At 72.1% G+C, this 18,839-nt stretch carries 22 protein-coding genes; 4 read left to right on the plus strand and 18 right to left on the minus strand.

Annotation, left to right across the window (positions count from 1 at the left end; all coding sequences use genetic code 11):
* Window positions 1-127 precede the first annotated feature (127 nt).
* Window positions 128-745: a low molecular weight phosphatase family protein gene (locus AB0H71_RS31155; protein ID WP_357028119.1), complete on the plus strand. Its 618-nt coding sequence runs from the start codon at window positions 128-130 to the stop codon at window positions 743-745.
* Window positions 746-874: 129 nt separating this feature from the next.
* Complete coding sequence (locus AB0H71_RS31160; protein ID WP_357028122.1) at window positions 875-1,288, plus strand: hypothetical protein; 414 nt, start codon at window positions 875-877, stop codon at window positions 1,286-1,288.
* Here the strand turns inward: AB0H71_RS31160 and AB0H71_RS31165 are convergent.
* From AB0H71_RS31165 to AB0H71_RS31215, 11 genes are all read right to left on the minus strand, one after another.
* Window positions 1,285-2,184 carry an acyl-CoA thioesterase II gene (locus AB0H71_RS31165; protein WP_357028125.1) on the minus strand — a complete coding sequence of 300 codons (900 nt, stop codon included), beginning with the start codon at window positions 2,182-2,184 and terminating at the stop codon, window positions 1,285-1,287. The two genes, AB0H71_RS31160 and AB0H71_RS31165, sit on opposite strands and share 4 nt — an antisense overlap.
* A 52-nt stretch (window positions 2,185-2,236) precedes the next feature.
* Window positions 2,237-3,655 carry a pyruvate kinase gene (gene pyk / locus AB0H71_RS31170; RefSeq protein ID WP_357028127.1) on the minus strand — a complete coding sequence of 473 codons (1,419 nt, stop codon included), beginning with the start codon at window positions 3,653-3,655 and terminating at the stop codon, window positions 2,237-2,239.
* 59 nt (window positions 3,656-3,714) lie between these two features.
* The gene (locus AB0H71_RS31175; RefSeq protein ID WP_357028130.1) at window positions 3,715-4,383 is read right to left on the minus strand and encodes an amino acid ABC transporter permease; all 669 of its coding nucleotides are present in this window, start codon (window positions 4,381-4,383) and stop codon (window positions 3,715-3,717) included.
* A gap of 7 nt (window positions 4,384-4,390) precedes the next feature.
* Window positions 4,391-5,158: an amino acid ABC transporter substrate-binding protein gene (locus AB0H71_RS31180; RefSeq protein ID WP_357028133.1), complete on the minus strand. Its 768-nt coding sequence runs from the start codon at window positions 5,156-5,158 to the stop codon at window positions 4,391-4,393.
* Window positions 5,159-5,257: 99 nt separating this feature from the next.
* A complete protein-coding gene (locus AB0H71_RS31185) occupies window positions 5,258-5,788 on the minus strand; it encodes a TM2 domain-containing protein (RefSeq protein ID WP_357028136.1) in 531 nt (176 codons plus the stop codon).
* 73 nt (window positions 5,789-5,861) lie between these two features.
* A complete protein-coding gene (lgt, locus tag AB0H71_RS31190) occupies window positions 5,862-7,214 on the minus strand; it encodes a prolipoprotein diacylglyceryl transferase (protein ID WP_357028139.1) in 1,353 nt (450 codons plus the stop codon).
* A gap of 88 nt (window positions 7,215-7,302) precedes the next feature.
* Window positions 7,303-8,097, minus strand: a complete 795-nt coding sequence (gene trpA / locus AB0H71_RS31195) for a tryptophan synthase subunit alpha (protein ID WP_357028142.1) — start codon at window positions 8,095-8,097, stop codon at window positions 7,303-7,305.
* Entirely contained in the window at window positions 8,094-9,344 is a 1,251-nt protein-coding gene (trpB, locus tag AB0H71_RS31200; protein WP_357028145.1) for a tryptophan synthase subunit beta, read from the minus strand. The genes trpA and trpB overlap by 4 nt, the downstream gene beginning before the upstream one ends.
* Window positions 9,344-10,162 (minus strand): indole-3-glycerol phosphate synthase TrpC, encoded by an 819-nt coding sequence (gene trpC / locus AB0H71_RS31205; protein WP_357028148.1) that lies wholly within the window; start codon window positions 10,160-10,162, stop codon window positions 9,344-9,346. The genes trpB and trpC overlap by 1 nt, the downstream gene beginning before the upstream one ends.
* Window positions 10,163-10,355: 193 nt before the next feature.
* Window positions 10,356-11,084, minus strand: coding sequence for a TIGR02234 family membrane protein (locus AB0H71_RS31210; protein ID WP_357028151.1), 729 nt, complete (start codon window positions 11,082-11,084; stop codon window positions 10,356-10,358).
* On the minus strand, window positions 11,081-12,637 hold the full coding sequence (locus AB0H71_RS31215) for an anthranilate synthase component I (protein ID WP_357028399.1): 1,557 nt from the start codon (window positions 12,635-12,637) through the stop codon (window positions 11,081-11,083). Before AB0H71_RS31215 ends, AB0H71_RS31210 begins: the two co-directional genes overlap by 4 nt.
* A 79-nt stretch (window positions 12,638-12,716) precedes the next feature.
* On the opposite strand from AB0H71_RS31215, the gene AB0H71_RS31220 reads away from it, so the two are divergent.
* Window positions 12,717-13,178, plus strand: coding sequence for a peroxiredoxin (locus AB0H71_RS31220; protein ID WP_357028154.1), 462 nt, complete (start codon window positions 12,717-12,719; stop codon window positions 13,176-13,178).
* A 188-nt stretch (window positions 13,179-13,366) separates the two neighbouring features.
* Window positions 13,367-13,837, plus strand: coding sequence for a MarR family transcriptional regulator (locus AB0H71_RS31225; RefSeq protein ID WP_357028157.1), 471 nt, complete (start codon window positions 13,367-13,369; stop codon window positions 13,835-13,837).
* A gap of 1 nt (window position 13,838) precedes the next feature.
* Here AB0H71_RS31225 and hisI read toward each other — a convergent pair whose 3' ends face one another.
* The 7 genes from hisI to hisB form a co-directional block, all read right to left on the minus strand.
* The gene (gene hisI, locus AB0H71_RS31230; RefSeq protein WP_357028160.1) at window positions 13,839-14,183 is read right to left on the minus strand and encodes a phosphoribosyl-AMP cyclohydrolase; all 345 of its coding nucleotides are present in this window, start codon (window positions 14,181-14,183) and stop codon (window positions 13,839-13,841) included.
* Entirely contained in the window at window positions 14,180-15,130 is a 951-nt protein-coding gene (locus tag AB0H71_RS31235; RefSeq protein ID WP_357028163.1) for a TIGR03564 family F420-dependent LLM class oxidoreductase, read from the minus strand. Before AB0H71_RS31235 ends, hisI begins: the two co-directional genes overlap by 4 nt.
* A 64-nt stretch (window positions 15,131-15,194) precedes the next feature.
* The gene (hisF, locus tag AB0H71_RS31240; RefSeq protein ID WP_357028166.1) at window positions 15,195-15,968 is read right to left on the minus strand and encodes an imidazole glycerol phosphate synthase subunit HisF; all 774 of its coding nucleotides are present in this window, start codon (window positions 15,966-15,968) and stop codon (window positions 15,195-15,197) included.
* 13 nt (window positions 15,969-15,981) lie between these two features.
* A complete protein-coding gene (locus tag AB0H71_RS31245) occupies window positions 15,982-16,791 on the minus strand; it encodes an inositol monophosphatase family protein (protein ID WP_357028169.1) in 810 nt (269 codons plus the stop codon).
* 3 nt (window positions 16,792-16,794) lie between these two features.
* Entirely contained in the window at window positions 16,795-17,526 is a 732-nt protein-coding gene (gene priA, locus AB0H71_RS31250; RefSeq protein WP_357028172.1) for a bifunctional 1-(5-phosphoribosyl)-5-((5-phosphoribosylamino)methylideneamino)imidazole-4-carboxamide isomerase/phosphoribosylanthranilate isomerase PriA, read from the minus strand.
* A 58-nt stretch (window positions 17,527-17,584) separates the two neighbouring features.
* On the minus strand, window positions 17,585-18,214 hold the full coding sequence (gene hisH, locus AB0H71_RS31255; protein WP_357028175.1) for an imidazole glycerol phosphate synthase subunit HisH: 630 nt from the start codon (window positions 18,212-18,214) through the stop codon (window positions 17,585-17,587).
* Window positions 18,211-18,825: an imidazoleglycerol-phosphate dehydratase HisB gene (gene hisB / locus AB0H71_RS31260; RefSeq protein WP_357028178.1), complete on the minus strand. Its 615-nt coding sequence runs from the start codon at window positions 18,823-18,825 to the stop codon at window positions 18,211-18,213. Before hisB ends, hisH begins: the two co-directional genes overlap by 4 nt.
* Between the last annotated feature and the right edge of the window lie 14 nt (window positions 18,826-18,839).

Below are 18,839 nucleotides of genomic sequence, written 5' to 3' on the forward strand. Positions count from 1 at the left end.
GGGACACGGAGGGGTTCCCGAGGGGGCGTGTACGGTATCCGACCTGCGGATGAACACTTGTCGGGCGGGGTGTGATTTCCCGCTGCGCGGGGTCGTGACAACGCTGTGACCTGCATACCGTTGTCGTATGCACGTCCTGTTCGTCTGCAATGGCAACGTTTGCCGTTCGGCGATCGCCGAGCGGCTCACGCGCGCCCTCGCGGTCGACTACGAGTTGCCGCGGCTCACCGCGGAGAGCGCGGGGACCCGTGCGCTGGTGGGGTTTCCGGTGGAGCCGCTGGCGGCGCAGACGATCGCCGGGCTCGGCGGCGATCCGGAGGGGTTCCGGGCGCGGAAGCTGACGCCGGAGCTGGTGGATCGGGCGGATCTGATCCTGGCCATGACCGATCAGCTCCGGGATCAGGCGGGCGGGATGGGGTTCGGGGCGCCCGCGCGGAGCTTCACGCTGCTGGAGGCGCGGCGGATCGCGAAGCTCACGGGGGCGCGGACGATCGGCGAGTTGCATGCCGCGCGTCATGATCTGGCGTATGTGCACCGGGAGAACATCGCCGACCCGATCGGGCTCTCGGCGCAGTCCTACTGCGAGGTGGGCGACCGGATCGCGGAGGCGGTGGTGCCGCTGCTGCTCGCGCTCGCCCCGTACGAGCAGCACCGGCCGGTGGCGGAGGCGCAGCTGGGGCTGGTGATCCGGCCGCAGCCGCAGGCGCCGCTCTCGGCCTTCCTCGCCGCCAACCGCACGCGATGACCCCACCCGCCGCGACGGGGGCGCGGCCGCTCCGGCGTGGTGCCGGTCCGCACCGCGAACCTCGGCGCTACACTCCCCGCGGACGAGCCCTGCGCCGGTTCCGGCGCGCCCCGAGGACAGGAATCAGGCATGCCGAAGCGGATTTCGGATGTTTCGCTCCACGTCTACCTCACCCCCGAGACCCTCGACCACGTGGTGCGCGCGGTGCGCGACGCGGTCGACGCACACCTGGCGGAGCGGGACGTCTTCGCCTGGCGCTTCACCCTGCCGGTCGACGCCGACGACCCGAGGCACGCGGCCCTGGAATCGCAGTGGCGAACCGACAATCCGGACCGGGACCCGGGAACGCGCGGTAGCTACGAGATCGCGCTGAGCCTGGTCGGCGCGCCGGCCGAGCTCACCGACGACGATATCGCCGCGCTGGAGCACACGCTGCTGCTCGCGCTCTACGCGGCGCCGCGCGACGAACCGGAGATCCCGTTCACGCTCAGCGCCTCCCAGCGCACCGACCTCGACCTGGACGCCGACCGCGAACGGATCTAACCCTTCGGCCGCCGCGGCGGGAAGTGCCGGATCACGCCCTCCTGCACGGTGGTCGCGAGCAGCTCACCGGTGCGCGCGTAGAACCGCCCGGTCGCAAGCCCGCGCGACCCCGCCGCCACCGGCGACTCGGTCGCGTACAGCGTCCACTCGTCGAAGCGGAACGGCCGGTGGAACCAGATCGAGTGGTTCACCGTCGCCGCGACGATCCGATCCAGCCCCCACGAGAGCCCGTGCGTGGTGATGATGGAGTCGAGCACGGTGGTGTCCGAGGAGTAGCCGAGCGTGGCGTTGTGCAGCAGCGGATCATCCGGCAGCGTGCCGTCGGCCTTCATCCAGACCCGGTTGTGGTTCAGCTTCTCCCCGGTGCCCTTGAGGATCCAGGACGGATCGTTGGTGTAGCGGAGGTCGATCGGCCGCGGGGCGTTCACGAACATCTCCAGCTTGTCCTCGAACCCCGCGAAGCTCTGCTCGATGCGCGGCAGCGTCTCCGGATCCGGCACGTCGGGGCGCTCGTGCGCGTGCTCCAGCCCGCGCCCCCACTCCTGGAAGGCCGCGAGCATGACGAACAGCTCCTGGCCGTCCTGGCTCGCGGTGACGGTGCGGTTGGCGAAGGCGCGCCCGTCGCGGTGCCGCTCGACGTGGTACTCGATCGGCTTCTTGACATCGCCGCCCCGCACGAAGTGCGCGTTCACGGCGTGCACGGGGCGATCGCCGACGGTGCGGCCGGCGGCGATGATGGCCTGCGAGACCAGCTGGCCGCCGAAGGTCCGGCTCCACACCTTCTCCGGGTGCTGCCCGACGAACACGTCCGCCCCGACCTCCTCGAGATCGAGGAGGTCGAGCAGCACGGCGAGATCGGTCCCGACCTCGATCGCGCCGGGGACCGACGGGGTCACGGCTGCGCACCGCCCGTCGCCGGGACGGACATGGCAGCGGATAGGTCACTCACTAATGGTCCTCCTCACCGATCCGGTGTACGTGGATGAGGTTAGTGGAACCGACGGTTCCGGGCGGGGACCCGGCCACGATGACCACGAGATCACCACGCTGGTAGCGGTTCATTGTGAGCAGCGCGGTATCCACCTGCTTGATCATGGCGTCGGTGCTGTGCACCGTCGGGACCAGGAAGGTCTCCGTTCCCCAGGTGAGCGAGAGCTGGCTGCGCACCTCCGGCAGCGGGGTGAAGGCGAGCAGCGGCAGCGGGGTGTGCAGCCGGGCGAGACGGCGCACGGTGTCACCCGACTGGGTGAAGGCGACCAGCGCCTTGGCGTTCAGCCGCTCGCCGATATCGCGCGCGGCGTAGGAGATGACGCCGCGCTTGGTGCGCGGCACGTGGGTCAGCGGCGGCACCGTGGTGGACTCGGACTCCACCGCGTGCACGATCCGCGCCATGGTGCGCACGGTGTCGATCGGGTAGGCGCCGACCGAGGTCTCGCCGGAGAGCATGACGGCATCCGCGCCGTCCAGCACCGCATTGGCGACGTCCGAGGCCTCGGCCCTGGTCGGGCGGGAGTTCTCGATCATGGACTCCAGCATCTGGGTCGCCACGATGACCGGCTTGGCGTTCTCCCGCGCCATCTGGATGGCCCGCTTCTGCACCAGCGGCACCTGCTCCAGCGGCAGCTCGACGCCGAGGTCGCCGCGGGCCACCATGACCGCGTCGAAGGCCAGCACCACGGCCTCCAGATTGTCGATGGCCTCCGGCTTCTCCAGCTTGCCGATCACCGGCACCCGGCGCCCGACCCGGTCCATGACGTCGTGCACCAGCTCGACGTCGGAGGGCGAGCGCACGAAGGAGAGCGCGATGAAGTCGACGCCGAGCTCCAGCGCGAACTCCAGGTCCTCGATGTCCTTCTCGGAGAGCGCGGGCACCGAGACGTTCATGCCGGGCAGCGAGACGCCCTTGTTGTTGGAGACCGGGCCGCCCTCGGTGACCCGGCAGATCACGTCGTTGCCGTCGACCCCGGTGACGGTGAGCCCGACCTTGCCGTCGTCGACCAGCAGCCGGTCGCCCGCCTTGGCGTCCTTGGCCAGCTCGCGGTAGGTGGTGGAGACCCGGTCGTGGCTGCCCTCGACCTCGTCGATGGTGATCCGGACCTCTTCGCCGGTGGCCCAGGTGGTGCGGCCCTCGGTGAAGCGGCCGAGCCGGATCTTGGGCCCCTGTAGGTCGGCGAGGATGCCGACGGCGCGACCGGCGAGGTCGGAGGCCTGCCGCACCTTCTTGTAGTTCTCGGCGTGGTCCGCGTGCTCGCCGTGGCTGAAGTTCAGCCGGGCAACGTCCATGCCGCTCTCGACGAGTTCGCGAATACGGGCCTCGGAGGCAGTGGCCGGTCCGAGAGTGCACACAATCTTCGTCCGTCGCATCACGGCGTCGAGACTAGTCCTGCCCGCGCCCCTGCCCCTCCTCGGCGCAGGTGAAACTCTCGTTAACGGGCGACATGCCGGGAGAGCCGCGTCTCCAGCCGGGTCTGGCCGAACCCGAGCACCAGGCAGATGACCCAGTAGTACACCGCGGCCACCCCGTACAGCGCGAAGAAGTCGAAGGTCGGCGCGGCCGCCAGCTGGGCGGTGCGGAGCAGCTCGGTGACCAGGATCGTCGAGGCCAGCGAGGTGTCCTTGACCAGCGAGATCAGCGTATTGCTGAGCGGCGGGACGGCGATCCGGGCGGCCTGCGGCAGGATGATCAGCCGCAGGATCTGCGGGTAGCGCAGCCCCACCGCCCAGGCCGCCTCCCACTGCCCGTGCGCCACCGAGAGGATCGCGGCCCGCACCACCTCGGCCGCGTAGCCGCCGACATTGAGGCTGAACGCGATCACCGCGGCCGGGAACGGGTCGATGACCACACCGAACTGCGGCAGCGCGTAGAACACGATGAAGAGCTGGACCAGCAGCGGGGTGCCGCGGATGATCGAGATGTAGATCCGGGCGGGCACCGAGAGCAGCCACAGCGGCGACATCCTGGCCAGTGCGAGCAGCAGCGCCAGCACCAGCCCGATGGCGAAGCTGATCGCGGTGAGCGGGAGCGTCATGGTCACCGTGGCGCGCAGCATCGGCGCCAGGTTGTGCAGGATCAGCTCCCTGGTGGCGGCGTCCATTCCGAGGTCAGCTGCCCGCGGGCACGCTGACGTCGGTGCCGAAGTACTTCTCCGAGATGCGCTTCAGGGTGCCGTCGGCGCGCAGCTCGTCGAGGGCGCGGTTCAGGTCGGTGAGCAGCGCGTCGCCGGAGCGGGTGGCGAAGGCCTGCTCGGTGCTGGAGCCGGTCTCGGCGGCCACCTTCACGCCCTTGTCGCCGGTGCGGGTGGTGTACTCGGCGACCGCGAGGTTGTCGTTGACGGTGGCGTCCACCCGGCCGTTCTTCAGCAGCTGCACGGCCTGCACGAAGCCCTCGACCGCCTCCACCTTCGCGCCCGCGTCGGTGGCGACCTGGTTCCAGTTGCTGGTCACCGACTGGGCGCTGGTCTTGCCGCGCAGGTCGGCGAGCGAGCGGATGGAGTCGTCGTCGGAACGGGTCACGACGACGCCCTCGGAGACGGTGTAGGGGGTGGAGATGCCGTACTTCCGGCTGCGCTCCGGGGTCACCGTGACCTGGTTGGCGACCACGTCGAAGCGGCGCGATTCCAGCCCGGCGAAGATGGCGTCCCACGGGGTCTGCACGAACTCGACCCGCTTGCCCAGCTTCTCCCCGACGGCCCGCGCGATCTCGACGTCGTAGCCGGTCAGCGCGCCGTCGGTGCCCTGGAAGCTGAAGGGCGCGTAGGTGCCCTCGGTGCCGACCCGGAGCACGTCGGGATCGCTCGAGCTGCTACACGCCGTCAGGCCGGTGGCGGCGAGGACGGCGAGCAGGACGGCGGCGAACAGCCTGCGGCGCACGGCTGACCCCTTTCGACGGAGGGGTTCAGCCTATCGCCCCCGGGCCGGGAACGAACCGAGACGTCACCGCGCGCGATGACGTCTCGGGGCAGCGCTCGGTCAGTCGCGCAGGGGGCGGCCCTGGGGGTCGGGCACCTTGCCCATGAGGATCATGATTCCGTCGATCAGCGGCCATACCGCGCCGACGCCGCAGGTGACGACGCTGACCACGACCTGGAGCACGCCGATCGTGGTGTAGCCGAGGTAGAAGCGGCCGACTCCGAAGTAGCCGACGAAGATCTGCAGCAACCCGGCGACCAGCTTCTGCTTGTCCGAGAGCGGGGTGCCGTAGATGTCGCGGCCGTACGGGGCCTCGGGGTCGTTCGGGTTGTAGCCCTGCGGCTGCGGGTAGGGGGCCGGGTAGGCGCCGCCGGGGTTGGCGTACGGGTCGGGCTGGCCGTACTGCGGCTGCCCGTACTGCTGGGGCGGCTGGCCGTACGGCTGCTGGGGCTGGCCGTACTGCTGCTGGCCGTACGGGTCGGACTGCGCGTACGGCTGCTGCGGCTGCTCACCGGACTTGTTCAAGTCGGGGCCGGTGCCGGGCGGGCCGTACTGGGGGCCACCCGGATTGCTCTGATAGGGGTCGGTCACACGTCCTCCTCCGTCGTGCGGGCGCCTTGCTCAGGCCCCGTGTGCTGATCCGAGCGGCGTGCAGCCGCGACGGTCACGAGTCATTCTGGCGTGAACCACTCGATTTCGTCGCGCCGGACTCGGCGCCGCTCTCGGTTCCGTTATCGCGCACGGTCGCCTCGGCGTTGCCGGAATCCCCCGAGGATTTCGCGAGATCGGGATCCGGGGTGGTTTCGGTGGCCTTCATCCCGGGTGAAGTCGCCGACTCCGCGGGCGGTTCGGGCTTCTCCCCAGGGGTCTTCGCCTCGGCAGACACGGTCTCGCCCTTCGCGTCGCCCGGCTCCGCCACGTCCTCGGCCCCGGCAAGGTCCGACTCCTTCGCGTCGCCGGACCCCGTCGCGTCTTTCGCCTCGGCGTCCTCGGTCGCGTCGCCCGACTCCGGCTCCTCGGTACCCGAATCCGCCGAAGCGCCGACGCCGTCCGGGTCGCCCGGAACAGCTCCCGCCGCGCCGAAAGTGCGCAGCGCCCCGATCTGCCACGGCCACGGCCGCCCGGCGGCGGGCTGCAACTGCTCCGCCGTCTCCCGCCCCTTGGTGGCGAAGACGAAGTACGCGATGGCGAGCAGGAACACCACCGCCGAGGTGAAGGAGTTGATCCGGATCCCGGCGATATGCGTGGCCTCGTCGTCCCGCATGAGCTCGACGAAGAAGCGCCCGAAGCTGTACCCGGCGACGTACAGCGCGAAGAGCCGCCCGTGCCCGATCCGGTACCGCCGGTCCACGTACACCAGCGCGATCACGACCAGCACATTCCACAGCAGCTCGTAGAGGAAGGTCGGGTGCACCACCTTGTCGACGACGCCGGTGGAGACCCCGCCCATCATGTCCAGCCGCCCGTCGTCGCCGACCCGGCGGTAGATCTCCAGCCCCCACGGCACCTCGGTCTCCCGGCCGTACAGCTCCTGGTTGAACCAGTTGCCGAGCCGCCCGATGGCCTGCGCCAGCAGGATGGCGGGCGCGACCGCGTCACCGAAGGCGGGCAGCGGGATCTTGTAGATCCGGCACCCGATCCAGGCGCCGACCGCGCCGAACGCGACCGCGCCCCAGATCCCGAGCCCGCCCTGGTAGATCTTGAGCGCGTCGATCGCGTTCCCGTCCGCCCCGAAGTACTTCTGCCAGTCGGTGGCGACGTGGTAGAGCCTGCCGCCGATCAGCCCGAACGGCACCGCGAACATGGCGACGTCGAGCACAGCCCCGGGCTGTCCCCCGCGCTCCCGCCAGCGCCGCTCACCCCACCAGATGGCGACGATGATCCCCGCGATGATGCAGAGCGCGTAGGCGCGCAACGGGAACGGCCCCAGCTGCCAGACACCCTGCGCGGGACTCGGAATGTAGGCCAGCACGTCGGCGGCGCCGGAAAGACTGTCTGCCAGGACTCGTGAGGTCACGACCGCCACCGTATCCGAGCCGCTCGGTCCCCCGCCCCGGCAGGGGTGAAGGGGGTGTACCCCCGGAGGGGGTACGAAAGTTTCTACCTCAGGAGGTGACCGGCGCGGAGCGCACACCCTCGGCGAGCTCGGCGGTCAACGCCCGCACCGCATCCAGGCTCTCGCCCGCCGCGGTGACCAGCGCGGAGCCGACGATCACCCCGTCGGCGTAGGCCGCGATCTCCGCCGCCTGCGCCCCGGAGCGCACCCCGAGCCCGACCCCGATCGGGATATCGCTGTGCGCCCGGATCCGCGCGCACAGCTCGGGCGCCGCCGAGGAGACGGCATCCCGGGCCCCGGTGACGCCCATCGTGGACGCGGCGTACACGAACCCGCGGCTCGCCTCCAGCGTCATGACCAGCCGCTCCTCGGTGGAGGAGGGCGCGACCAGGAAGATCCGATCCAGCCCGTGCGCGTCGGAGGCCGCGAACCACTCCCCCGCCTCGTCCGGAATGAGGTTCGGCGTGATGATCCCGGCCCCGCCGGCGGCGGCGAGATCGCGCGAGAAGGTGTCGATCCCGTAGCGCAGCACCGGATTCCAGTAGCTCATGACCACGGCCTGCCCGCCGGCGGCGGTGACCGCCTCGACCACCCGGAACACGTCGCGCACCCGCACCCCGTTGCGCAGCGCCTGCTCGGCGGCGACCTGGATGGTCGGCCCGTCCATCACCGGGTCGGAGTACGCGACCCCCACCTCGACGATGTCGCACCCGGCCTCGACCAGCGCCCGGCAGGCGGCGATGGAACCGTCCACATCCGGGTACCCGGCGGGCAGGTAGCCGATGAGCGCGGCCCTGCCCTCACCGCGAGCGGCCGCGAACGTACCGGCGAGACGCGAACTCACGCTTCCTGCCCTTCGTCGAAGAGCCCGAACCAGCGGGCGGCGGTATCCATGTCCTTGTCCCCGCGCCCGGAGAGGTTCACCAGGATGATCGCGCCCGGCCCCAGCTCCCTGCCGAGCCGCAGCGCGCCCGCGACGGCGTGCGCCGACTCGATCGCCGGGATGATCCCCTCGGTGCGGCTGAGCAGCAGCAGCGCGTCCATCGCCTCGGCATCGGTGACCGGCTGGTACTCGGCGCGGCCGATGTCCTTGAGGTAGGCGTGCTCGGGGCCGACGCCGGGGTAGTCGAGCCCGGCGGAGATGGAGTGCGACTCGATGGTCTGGCCGTCCTCGTCCTGCAACAGGTACGAGTAGGCGCCCTGGAAGGCGCCGGGGGTGCCGCCGGTGAAGGTGGCCGCGTGCCGCCCGGTCTCGACGCCGTCACCGGCCGCCTCGTAGCCGATCAGCCGGACCCCGGCGTCGTCGATGAAGGGGTGGAAGATGCCGATGGCATTGGAGCCGCCGCCGACGCAGGCCACCACGGCATCCGGCAGCCTGCCGGTGCGCGCCTGCACCTGCTCGCGCGCCTCCAGCCCGACGATCCGCTGGAAATCCCGGACCAGCAGCGGGAACGGGTGCGGACCCGCGGCGGTGCCGAAGCAGTAGTAGGTGTCGTCGGCGTGCGAGACCCAGTCGCGCAGCGCCTCGTTGATGGCGTCCTTCAACGTGCGGGAACCGGTCTCCACGGAGACCACGCCCGCGCCGAGCAGCCGCATCCTGGCGACGTTCAGCGCCTGCCGCGCGGTGTCGACCGCGCCCATGTAGATCACGCACTCCAGCCCGAGCAGCGCGCAGGCGGTGGCGGTGGCGACGCCGTGCTGACCGGCGCCGGTCTCGGCGATCACCCGCTTCTTGCCCATGCGCTGGGCCAGCAGCGCCTGCCCGAGCACATTGTTGATCTTGTGCGACCCGGTGTGATTCAGGTCCTCGCGCTTGAGCAGGATGCGGGCGCCGCCCGCGTGCTCGGCCAGCCGGGTGCACTCGAAGACCGGCGACGGGCGGCCGGTGTAGTCGCGCTGCAACCGGTCCAGCTCGTCCAGGAAGGTGCGGTCGGTGCGGCACTTCTCGTACTCGGCGGTGACCTCCTCGATCACCGCCATCAGCGCCTCGGGGACGTGCCTGCCGCCGTAGATGCCGAAGTGGCCGCCCGGCGTCGGCTCGTGCGCGCTGTGCTCGGCGACGCCGGCGCTCGCCTGGGGCAGCCCGGCCATCACCGGCCCCGCCGGGCCGGCTTCGGGCAGGACGGGTGGGTACCGGCGGTGACCAGCTTGAGCACGGCGGCCCGCGGGTCGCCGCTGGTCACCAGCCCCTCGCCGACCAGGACGGCGTCCGCGCCGGCGCCCGCGTAGGCGAGCAGGTCGGCGGTGCCGCGGACGCCGGACTCGGCGATCCGGATGACCTCGGTGGGCAGCCCCGGGGCGATCCGGGAGAAGACGTCGCGGTCCACCTCGAGCGTCTTGAGATTGCGGGCGTTCACGCCGATCACCGAGGCGCCCGCCTCCAGCGCGCGGTCCGCCTCCTCCTCGGTGTGCACCTCGACCAGCGCGGTCATGCCGAGCGATTCGGTGCGGTCGATGAGCGAGGAGAGCACGTCCTGCTGCAACGCGGCCACGATCAGCAGGATGACGTCGGCGCCGTGCGCCCGCGCCTCGTGGATCTGGTACGGGCCGACGACGAAGTCCTTGCGCAGCACCGGGATGGAGACGGCGGCGCGCACGGCGTCCAGGTCGTCCAGCGAGCCGTGGAAGCGGCGCTCCTCGGTGAGCACGCTGATCACCCGGGCGCCGCCGTCCTCGTAGGCCTTGGCCAGCGCGGCGGGGTCGGTGATCGTCGCCAGCGAGCCCTTGGACGGGCTGGCGCGCTTGACTTCCGCGATGACTCCGATACCGTCCTCGAGCAGCGCGGCCCGCGCGTCGAGGGCGGGGCGGGCGGCGGCGCCGGCCGCCTTGATCGCGGCGAAATCCGTGACGGCTTCGCGGGCGGCCACGTCCGCACGGACCCCGTCGAGAATCGAGTCGAGTACCGTCATCTGGCTCGAATCCTTTCTGGGGAGACGGACTTGCTGCCGGAGAATCCCTTCAGGCGCTGTCTCACCGATGCCGACCAAGAATAAATGGCGGGGAACCCGGAGCCCGAATCGGGTCCGGGGTAGCCTCCCCGATCCGTGCTCCCACCGGGCCGGACCCGGGTTCCCGCGGTGCGTTCCGCGGTGGTGCGCCGGGTCACTCGCGGCCCCCGTTGCGAGGCCGGTCACCGTCGGCGGCGGGGGGCGGATCGGCGGTGGGGTCGTCCCCGGCGTCGAGGGCGTCCCAGAGGACGCGCTCGGTGAGGTCGGCGTCCTCGCCGGACCTGGCCCGGTCCAGCTCGGCACCGGCCGCGGCGCGGCGCACGGCGGGGGCGTCGTAGCGCCCGGAGAGCTCGGCGGATTCGCGCGGCATCCGGGCCAGCAGCGCGCCCGCGGTGAAGGCGGCGAGCGCGGCGGCGAGCGCGATGACCGCCGGGAACACCGCGGTCTGCACGCCGGTCACCTCGGCCCGCCCGGGCAGCTCGGCCAGCGTGGCCCCGCGCTGCCCCGGATCGCCGGAGTTCGTGAGCAGCGCGAAGGGGGGCACCGCCGTCACCGCGGCCACCAGCGTGACCAGCACCCCGAGGAACCGCCGGAGCCACCCGCGAGTCGCGAAGACCGCCGCGATGGCGGCGAGCAGCACCAGCGCCAGCGGGGTGAGCGCGCCGAACCAGGTGCCGCCGACGAGCTCGTCGGTGCGCGGCTCGGTGAGCCCGTCCGACGAGGTCACCGTCACCCACGTCATCCGCGAGGCCACCCACATGAGCCCCGCCGCGATAGCGAGCAGCACCACCGGCCCCACCGGATACCGCCGCCCCGGCTTCGCGCCGCCGCCGTCGGCGGCCGAAGGATCCGGCTCCCCCGCGTCGGCCGTCCCGCGGCTCACGGCGCACCGTCGCTGATCAGGGCCTCGGCCCCGAACGGCCGGACCGTCCGCGCGGCGGCCACCGCGCGCAGCACCGCCATCGCCTTGTTCCGCGCCTCGTCGTCCTCGTACTCCGGCACCGAGTCGGCGACCACCCCCGCCCCCGCCTGCACGTAGGCGATCCCGTCCTTGACCAGCGCGGTCCGGATGGCGATGGCGGTATCGGCGTCCCCGGCGAAATCGAGGTACCCGACGACGCCGCCGTAGAGCCCGCGCCGGGTCGGCTCCAGCTCCTCGATGAGCTGCATGGCCCGCACCTTGGGCGCGCCGGAGAGCGTGCCGGCGGGGAAGCAGGCGCGCACCGCGTCCAGCGCGATCTTCCCGGGCGCGAGGTGCCCGGAGACCGTGGAGACCAGGTGCATGACGTGGCTGTACCGCTCGATGTGCCGGTACTCGGTGACCCGCACGGTCCCCGGCAGGCAGACCCGCCCGAGATCGTTGCGGCCCAGGTCGACGAGCATGAGGTGCTCGGCGTTCTCCTTCTCGTCCGCCAGCAGCCCCTTCTCCAGCAGCAGGTCGTCCTCCTCGGTGGCCCCGCGCCACCTGGTACCGGCGATGGGGTGCGTCGTCGCGACCCCGTCCACCACGGTGACCAGCGATTCCGGGCTGGAGCCGACGATGGAGAAGGCGGTCCCGCCCGCGGCGTCCGGGATCTGCAGCAGGTACATGTACGGGCTCGGGTTGGCGGCGCGCAGCATGCGGTAGAGGTCGATCGGCTCGCCGTCGAAGTCCATCTCGAAGCGCTGCGAGATCACCACCTGGAACGCCTCGCCCGCCTCGATCTCGCCGATCAGCCTGCGCACATCGGCGCCGAACTCGTCGCTGGTCCTGGCCCTGCGGTAGTCCGGCTCGGGCTGGTCGAAGACCGAGACCGTCGAGGCGGCGGGGGCGGCGAGCGCGGCGGTCATCCGGTCCAGCCGGGCGACGGCGTCGTCGTAGGCCTCGTCCACCCGGTCGGCGGTGCCGTTCCAGTTCACCGCGTTGGCGATGAGCGTGATGGCGCCCTCGTGGTGGTCGAAGGCGGCCAGGTCGGTGGCGAGCATCAGCACCATCTCGGGCAGCCGCAGGTCGTCGGTGGTGAGCGAGGGCAGCCGCTCCATCCGCCGCACCGCGTCGTAGCCGAGGTAGCCGACCATGCCGCCGGTGAGCGGCGGCAGCCCGGGGAGCCGCTCGGTGCGCAGGAGTTCCAGGGTGTCGCGCAGCGCGGTCAGCGGGTCGCCGCCGACCGGGGCATCGGCGGGGGTGGTGCCGAGCCAGGCGGCCTCGCCGTCGGCCACGGTGAGCGCGGACGGGCTCCCCGCGCCGATGAACGACCAGCGCGACCAGGAGCGGCCGTTCTCCGCCGACTCGAAGAGGAAGGTGCCGGGGCGGCTCGCGGCCAGCTTGCGGTAGGCGGAGAGCGGGGTCTCGGAGTCCGCCAGTACCTTGCGGGTCACCGGGACCACGCGGTGCTCCGCGGCCAGCTCGTGGAAGCGTGCGCGGGACGTGGTGGCTGGGGTCGGCGCGGCGTGCATCCGGCCATCATCCCAGTCGGCCGCGAGCGGGAATCGCGCCCCCGGTCGAGCGGGGGCGCGGGAGGTAGGGTCGGGGTTCATGCAGACAGGCCAGCTCGCTCCGCGGTTCGAGCTCCCCGATCAGTCCGGTACACCCCGTTCGCTCGACGCGCTGCTCGCCGACGGACCGCTGGTGTTGTTCTTCTACCCCGCCGCCAACACCCCGGTGTGCACCGCGGAGGCGTGCCACTTCCGCGACCTGGCCGGCGAGTTCGCGGCGCTCGGCGCGAGCTGCGCCGGGATCAGCACCGACTCGGTGCAGACCCAGTCCGGGTTCGCGGGCAAGCAGAGCCTCGGGTACCCGCTGCTCTCGGACGCCGACGGCGCGGTGGCGAAGGAGTTCGGCGTCAAGCGCGGGCTGCTCGGCAAGCTGGCGCCGGTGAAGCGGCAGACCTTCGTGATCGACACCGACCGCACCGTGCTCACCGTGATCGCCAGCGAGCTGCGCGCCACCGTGCACGCCGACGACGCCCTGCGGTTCCTCCGCGACCGCGCGAAGTAGCACCGGCGACCCATTTCGGCGGTTTGTGAGTGTTTTCACGGAACTCGGCATCTCCATGACGCTCGAGCATCACCGTGGCAAACTCGCTCGGGCGAGTGACTGTGAAGACACGTAGCAGTGAATTCCGCGCCGAAGCAGCCCGGCTGAACCTCCTCCCCACGTCACTTGGCTCCGAAAGTAGGCAGGCAGTGACGAAATGGCTCGACCCGGTCGAAGAGCGCGCCTGGCGCGCGATGGTCACGGTGACCACGCGGCTGCCCGGTGCGCTCGACACCCGGCTGCAGCGGGAATTCGGGATCACGCATTTCGAGTACTGGGTGCTGACCCTGCTCTCGGAGGAGGCCGGGCACCGTTTGCAGATGAGCGAGCTGGCGCACAAGGCAAATGCGTCGTTATCCCGGCTCTCGCACGTGATCTCCAAATTGGAGAGGCTCGGCTGGGTGCAGCGCTCCGCGACCACGGGGAAACGCGGCGTGCAGGCCGTCCTGACCGATACCGGGTATGTCAAGGTGGTCGAGGTGGCGCCGGGCTACCTGCAGGCGGTGCGCAGGCTGGTCTTCGACGCGCTGGACGCCGAGACCACCCGCGAACTCGCCCGGGTGGTCGACACGCTCTCCCGGCACCTCACCGATGTCCTCGACCAGGAGAATCAGGACTGACCTACACCTCGGCGAGCAGCCGATCGCCGTCGAAGCAGGTGTGCGTGCCGGTGTGGCAGGCCGCGCCCTCCTGGTCCACGACGAGCAGCACGGTGTCGCCGTCGCAGTCCAGCCGCACCTCGTGCACGTACTGCGTGTGCCCCGAGGTCTCGCCCTTGACCCAGTACTGCTGCCGGGAGCGCGAGTAGTAGGTGGCCTTGCGCGTGGCCAGGGTGCGGGCCAGCGCCTCGTCGTCCATCCAGGCGACCATGAGCACCGCCCCGGTGGCCTTCTCCTGGGCCACCGCGGCCACCAGCCCCGCCTCGTTGCGCTTGAGGCGGGCGGCGATCGTCGGATCCAGGCTCATGCTGCCTTTATACGGGACCGGTTCAGCTCACCGAGCAGCCGCCAGGTGCGGCGCCGGTCGGCCGGGGTGGTCAGGTCGGTCTGGGTGAAGATCACGTCGGTGGCGCCCGCGTCGAAGTACTCCGCGATCCGGGCGGCCACCGTCTCCTCGTCGCCGAACACCACCAGCTCGGCGGCGCTCCGCGCGCCGGAGAGCTCGATGGTGCGCCGGTAGGACGGGATGGTGTCGTAGAACGCGGTCTGCGCGGCCGCCGCCGCCCGGGCCGCCTCGAGGTCGGCGGTGACCACCCCCGGCACCGCGATCGCGACCCGCGGCCGCGGCCTGCCCGCCCGCTCGGCGGCGGCGTGCAGCGGCGCGATCACGTGCTCGGCCAGCGCGGCGGGCCCGATCAGGAAGGGCAGCGTGCCGTCGGCCAGTTCGCCGGTGACCCGCAGCGCCTGCGGGCCCATCGCGGCCACCAGGATCGCGGTGTCGGTGCGCGCGCCCGCCACCGCGCCCGGCATCGGGGTGACGGCGGTGATGGTCTCGCCGCGCAGCTCGGCGCCGCCGGTGCCGATCACCGAGCGCAGCGCGGTGATGAACTCGCGCAGCCGGGTGATCGGGCGCTCGTCGGCGACCCCGAAGGCCGGGGTGGCGATGGCGGCCGCGCCGAGCCCGATGCCGAGCGTGAAGCGGCCGCGCGCGGCGGCCTGCGCGGTCTGCGCCTGGCTCGCGACCAGCAGCGGGTGCCTGCCGATGATCGGCACCACCGAGGTGCCGACCTCCAGGCCGGGCACCTCGCGGCCGACGATCCCCGCGACCGCGATCGCGTCGTGGCTGAAGGTCTGGCCGAGCCAGAGCGAGGCGAGCCCGACGGCCTCCGCCTCCCGGCCCAGCGAGACGGCGGCGTCGACGGCATTGGCGGCAGCGCCGAGTACGACGGGGGACAGTGCGATTCCGATACTCACGTCACGATGCAACGGCGTTCCGCTGCAAGGGAATTCCCCGGCTTCGGCAGGCGGTGATTCTTGTTCAGCGCACCACGATCTTCTGGTCCCGCAGCGAGTCCTTGACGTTCCCGATGGTCAGCTCGCCGAAGTGGAAGACGCTGGCCGCGAGCACCGCGTCCGCCCCGGCCTGCACCGCGGGGGCGAAGTGCTCGACCGCGCCCGCGCCGCCGCTGGCGATCACCGGCACCGCCACCGCGGCCCGCACCGCCCTGATCATCGGCAGGTCGAAGCCGGCCTTGGTGCCGTCGGCGTCCATGGAGTTGAGCAGGATCTCGCCGACGCCGAGCTCGGCGCCGCGCTCGGCCCACTCGACCGCGTCGATCCCGGTGCCGCGCTTGCCGCCGTGCGTGGTGACCTCCCAGCCGGACGGGGTCGCCGGCTGCCCGTCCGGCACGGTGCGGGCGTCCACCGAGAGCACGATGCACTGCGAGCCGAACCGCTCGGACATCTCGCGCAGCACCTCGGGGCGGGCGATGGCGGCGGTGTTCACCGAGACCTTGTCGGCGCCCGCGCGCAGCAGCCGGTCCACGTCCGCGACGGTGCGCACGCCGCCGCCGACGGTGAGCGGGATGAAGATCTGCTCGGCGGTCCTGGTGACCACGTCGATCATGGTGCCGCGGTCGCCGGTGGAGGCGGTGACGTCGAGGAAGGTGAGCTCGTCGGCGCCCTGCGCGTCGTAGGTCGCGGCCAGCTCGACCGGGTCGCCCGCGTCCCGCAGGTTCTGGAAGTTCACGCCCTTGACCACCCGGCCCGCGTCCACGTCCAGGCACGGGATCACCCGCACGGCCAGCGTCATGTCGGCACCTTTCTCACGCGTCCTCGGCGACCGTGCAGATCATCGCGAGCAGCTCGGCGTGCACGCCGGGCGCGGCGGCGAGCACCGAGCCGGAGGTGATGGTCCACGGCTCGCCCGCGATATCGGTGACCACCCCGCCCGCGGCCCTGACCAGCGCGACCCCGGCCGCGTTGTCCCACGGGTGGTGGCCGAAGACGATGGCGCCGCCGAGTACCCCGTGCGCGGTGAAGGCCAGGTCGATCCCGGTGGAGCCGTGCATCCGGACCCGGGACGAGAGCCTGCTCAGCGGGCCGAGCAGGTCGAAGCGGAACTGCCCGGGGATGCGGCCCATGGACTCCACGTTGAAGGCGCCGAAGCCGATCATGGACTCGCCGAGCGCGGCCTGCTCGAGCGGCGGCAGCGGCACGCCGTCCACCAGCAGCGGGCCGCCCGCCGCGGCGGCGTAGCGGCGGCCGAGCAGCGGCAGCCAGGTGAGCCCGAGTACCGGCTCGCCGTCCCGGACCAGGGCGAGCAGCATGCCGGAGAGCGGGTGCCCGGCGGAGTAGTTGAAGGTGCCGTCGATGGGGTCGAGCACCCAGGCGGCGCCGGAGGTGAGCTGCGGGCCGCCGAACTCCTCGCCGTGCACCTCGATGCCGGTGCGGTCGCGCAGCGCGGCGCTCACCGTGCGCTCCAGCTCCAGGTCGAGTTCGGTGGCGAAGTCGTTGCGGCCCTTGGTGACCGCGCTCGGCGCGCCGATGCCCTCGACGAAGCGGGGGGCGACCTCATCCAGGATGGTGCCCGCGAGGTGCAGCAGCTCGGGCAGATCGTCGTCGGCGAGACCCACCGCTCAGCGCACCGCCGCCAGCGCCTCGGGCAGCGTGAACCGGCCCGCGTACAGCGCCTTGCCGACGATCGCGCCCTCCACCCCGTCGCCGACCAGCTCGGCGATGGCGACCAGGTCGTCCAGGGTGGAGACGCCGCCGGAGGCGATCACCGGGGCGTCGGTGGCGCCCGCGACGTCGCGCAGCAGGTCCAGGTTGGGGCCGGTGAGGGTGCCGTCCTTGGTGACGTCGGTGACGACGTAGCGGGTGCAGCCGTCGCGCTCCAGCCGCTCCAGCACCTCCCACAGGTCGCCGCCGTCGCTCACCCAGCCGCGGCCGCGCAGCCGGTGCTCGCCGTCCACGATCCGGACATCGAGCCCGACCGCGATCCGCTCCCCGTACTCCGCGATCGCCTTGGCGCACCACACCGGATCCTCCAGCGCGGCGGTGCCCAGGTTCACCCGCGCGCACCCGGTGGCGAGCGCCGCGCGCAGCGAGTCGTCGTCCCGGATTCCCCCGGAGAGCTCCACTTTCACATCCAGCTCACCGACGACCCCGGCCAGCAGCTCCCGATTCGACCCGCGCCCGAACGCGGCGTCCAGATCGACCAGGTGCACCCACTCGGCCCCGGCCTCCTGCCACGCCAGCGCCGCCTCCCGGGGTGAGCCGTAGCTGGTTTCGCTACCGGCCTCTCCCTGCACGAGGCGCACGGCCTCACCATTGGCGACATCGACGGCGGGCAGTAGTACGAGACTCACCCGTGGCAGCTTAGTCGGGCGGGCGGAGCGGCCCGGCCTGGGGGTTTGCCACCGGGATTCAGAGCGCGCGGATCCAGTTGCGGAGCAGGGCGGCGCCGGCGTCGCCGGACTTCTCCGGGTGGAACTGGGTGGCGGAGAGCGGCCCGTTCTCGACGGCGGCGAGGAAGCGGCCGCCGTGCGTGGCCCAGGTCAGGCGGGGCGGGGCGAGGTGGTCGGAGCCGGGGAGCTCCCAGCTGCGGGCGGCGTAGGAGTGCACGAAGTAGAAGCGGGTCTCGGGGTCGAGGCCGTCGAAGAGCACGCTCCCGGCGGGGGCGTCGACGGTGTTCCAGCCCATGTGCGGGAGGACGGGGGCCTCCAGCCGGTCGACGGTGCCGGGCCACTCCCCGCAGCCGTCGGCCTCGACGCCGAACTCCACCCCGCGCTCGAAGAGGATCTGCATGCCGACGCAGATGCCGAGCACCGGCCGCCCACCGGCCAGCCGCTGCCCGATCAGCCGCTCCCCGCGCACCCCGCGCAGCCCGTCCATGCAGGCGGCGAAGGCGCCGACGCCGGGGACGACGAGGCCGTCGGCGGCGAGCACGGTCTCCGGGTCGGCGGTGACGGTGACGTCGGCGCCGGCGCGGACCAGGGCGCGCTCGGCGGAGTGCAGGTTGCCGGAGCCGTAGTCCAGCAGCGCGACGGATTTCACAGCACGCCCTTGGTGGAGGGGACCCCGGTGATCCGCGGGTCCGGCTCGACGGCGGCGCGCAGCGCGCGCGCCACCGCCTTGAACTCGGCCTCGGTGATGTGGTGCTGGTCGCGGCCGTACAGCACCCGGACGTGCAGCGCGATCCTGGCGTGCGAGGCCAGCGATTCGAAGACGTGCCGGTTCAGCACGGTCGAGTACGGCGCGCCGGGCCCGGAGCCGGGGATCACCGCGTGCAGCAGGTGCTCCGGCTCGCCGGTGTGCACGCAGTAGGCGCGGCCGGAGACGTCGACGGCGGCGTGCGCGAGCGTCTCGTCCATGGGGATCCAGGCGTCGCCGAAGCGGCGGATCCCGGCCTTGTCGCCGAGCGCCTGCCCGAGCGCCTGGCCGAGCACGATGGCGGTGTCCTCGACGGTGTGGTGCGCCTCGATCTCGGTATCGCCCTGCGCGCGCACGGTCAGGTCGAAGCCGGCGTGCGCGCCGAGCGCGGTGAGCATGTGGTCGTAGAACGGCACGCCGGTGCTGATCTCGGTGCGGCCGGTGCCGTCGAGGTCCAGCTCGACCAGGATGCTCGATTCCCTGGTGACGCGCTCCACCCGCGCGGTTCTGCTCATCGGGCTCCCTCCGG

Source organism: Nocardia sp. NPDC050697 (genome assembly GCF_040654395.1).
Classification (GTDB): Bacteria; Actinomycetota; Actinomycetes; order Mycobacteriales; family Mycobacteriaceae; genus Nocardia.

Bases quoted from the DNA above. Each gene is read 5' to 3' on its own strand.
- hisF (WP_357028166.1), bottom strand. From the start codon at position 15,968: ATGACGCTGGCCGTGCGGGTGATCCCGTGCCTGGACGTGGACGCGGGC.
- hisI (WP_357028160.1), bottom strand. From the start codon at position 14,183: ATGAGCCTGGATCCGACGATCGCCGCCCGCCTCAAGCGCAACGAGGCG.
- AB0H71_RS31160 (WP_357028122.1), top strand. From the start codon at position 875: ATGCCGAAGCGGATTTCGGATGTTTCGCTCCACGTCTACCTCACCCCC.
- AB0H71_RS31215 (WP_357028399.1), bottom strand. From the start codon at position 12,637: ATGCACGCCGCGCCGACCCCAGCCACCACGTCCCGCGCACGCTTCCAC.
- AB0H71_RS31220 (WP_357028154.1), top strand. From the start codon at position 12,717: ATGCAGACAGGCCAGCTCGCTCCGCGGTTCGAGCTCCCCGATCAGTCC.
- trpB (WP_357028145.1), bottom strand. From the start codon at position 9,344: ATGGCCGGGCTGCCCCAGGCGAGCGCCGGCGTCGCCGAGCACAGCGCG.
- trpC (WP_357028148.1), bottom strand. From the start codon at position 10,162: ATGACGGTACTCGACTCGATTCTCGACGGGGTCCGTGCGGACGTGGCC.
- hisB (WP_357028178.1), bottom strand. From the start codon at position 18,825: ATGAGCAGAACCGCGCGGGTGGAGCGCGTCACCAGGGAATCGAGCATC.
- AB0H71_RS31155 (WP_357028119.1), top strand. From the start codon at position 128: ATGCACGTCCTGTTCGTCTGCAATGGCAACGTTTGCCGTTCGGCGATC.
- AB0H71_RS31175 (WP_357028130.1), bottom strand. From the start codon at position 4,383: ATGGACGCCGCCACCAGGGAGCTGATCCTGCACAACCTGGCGCCGATG.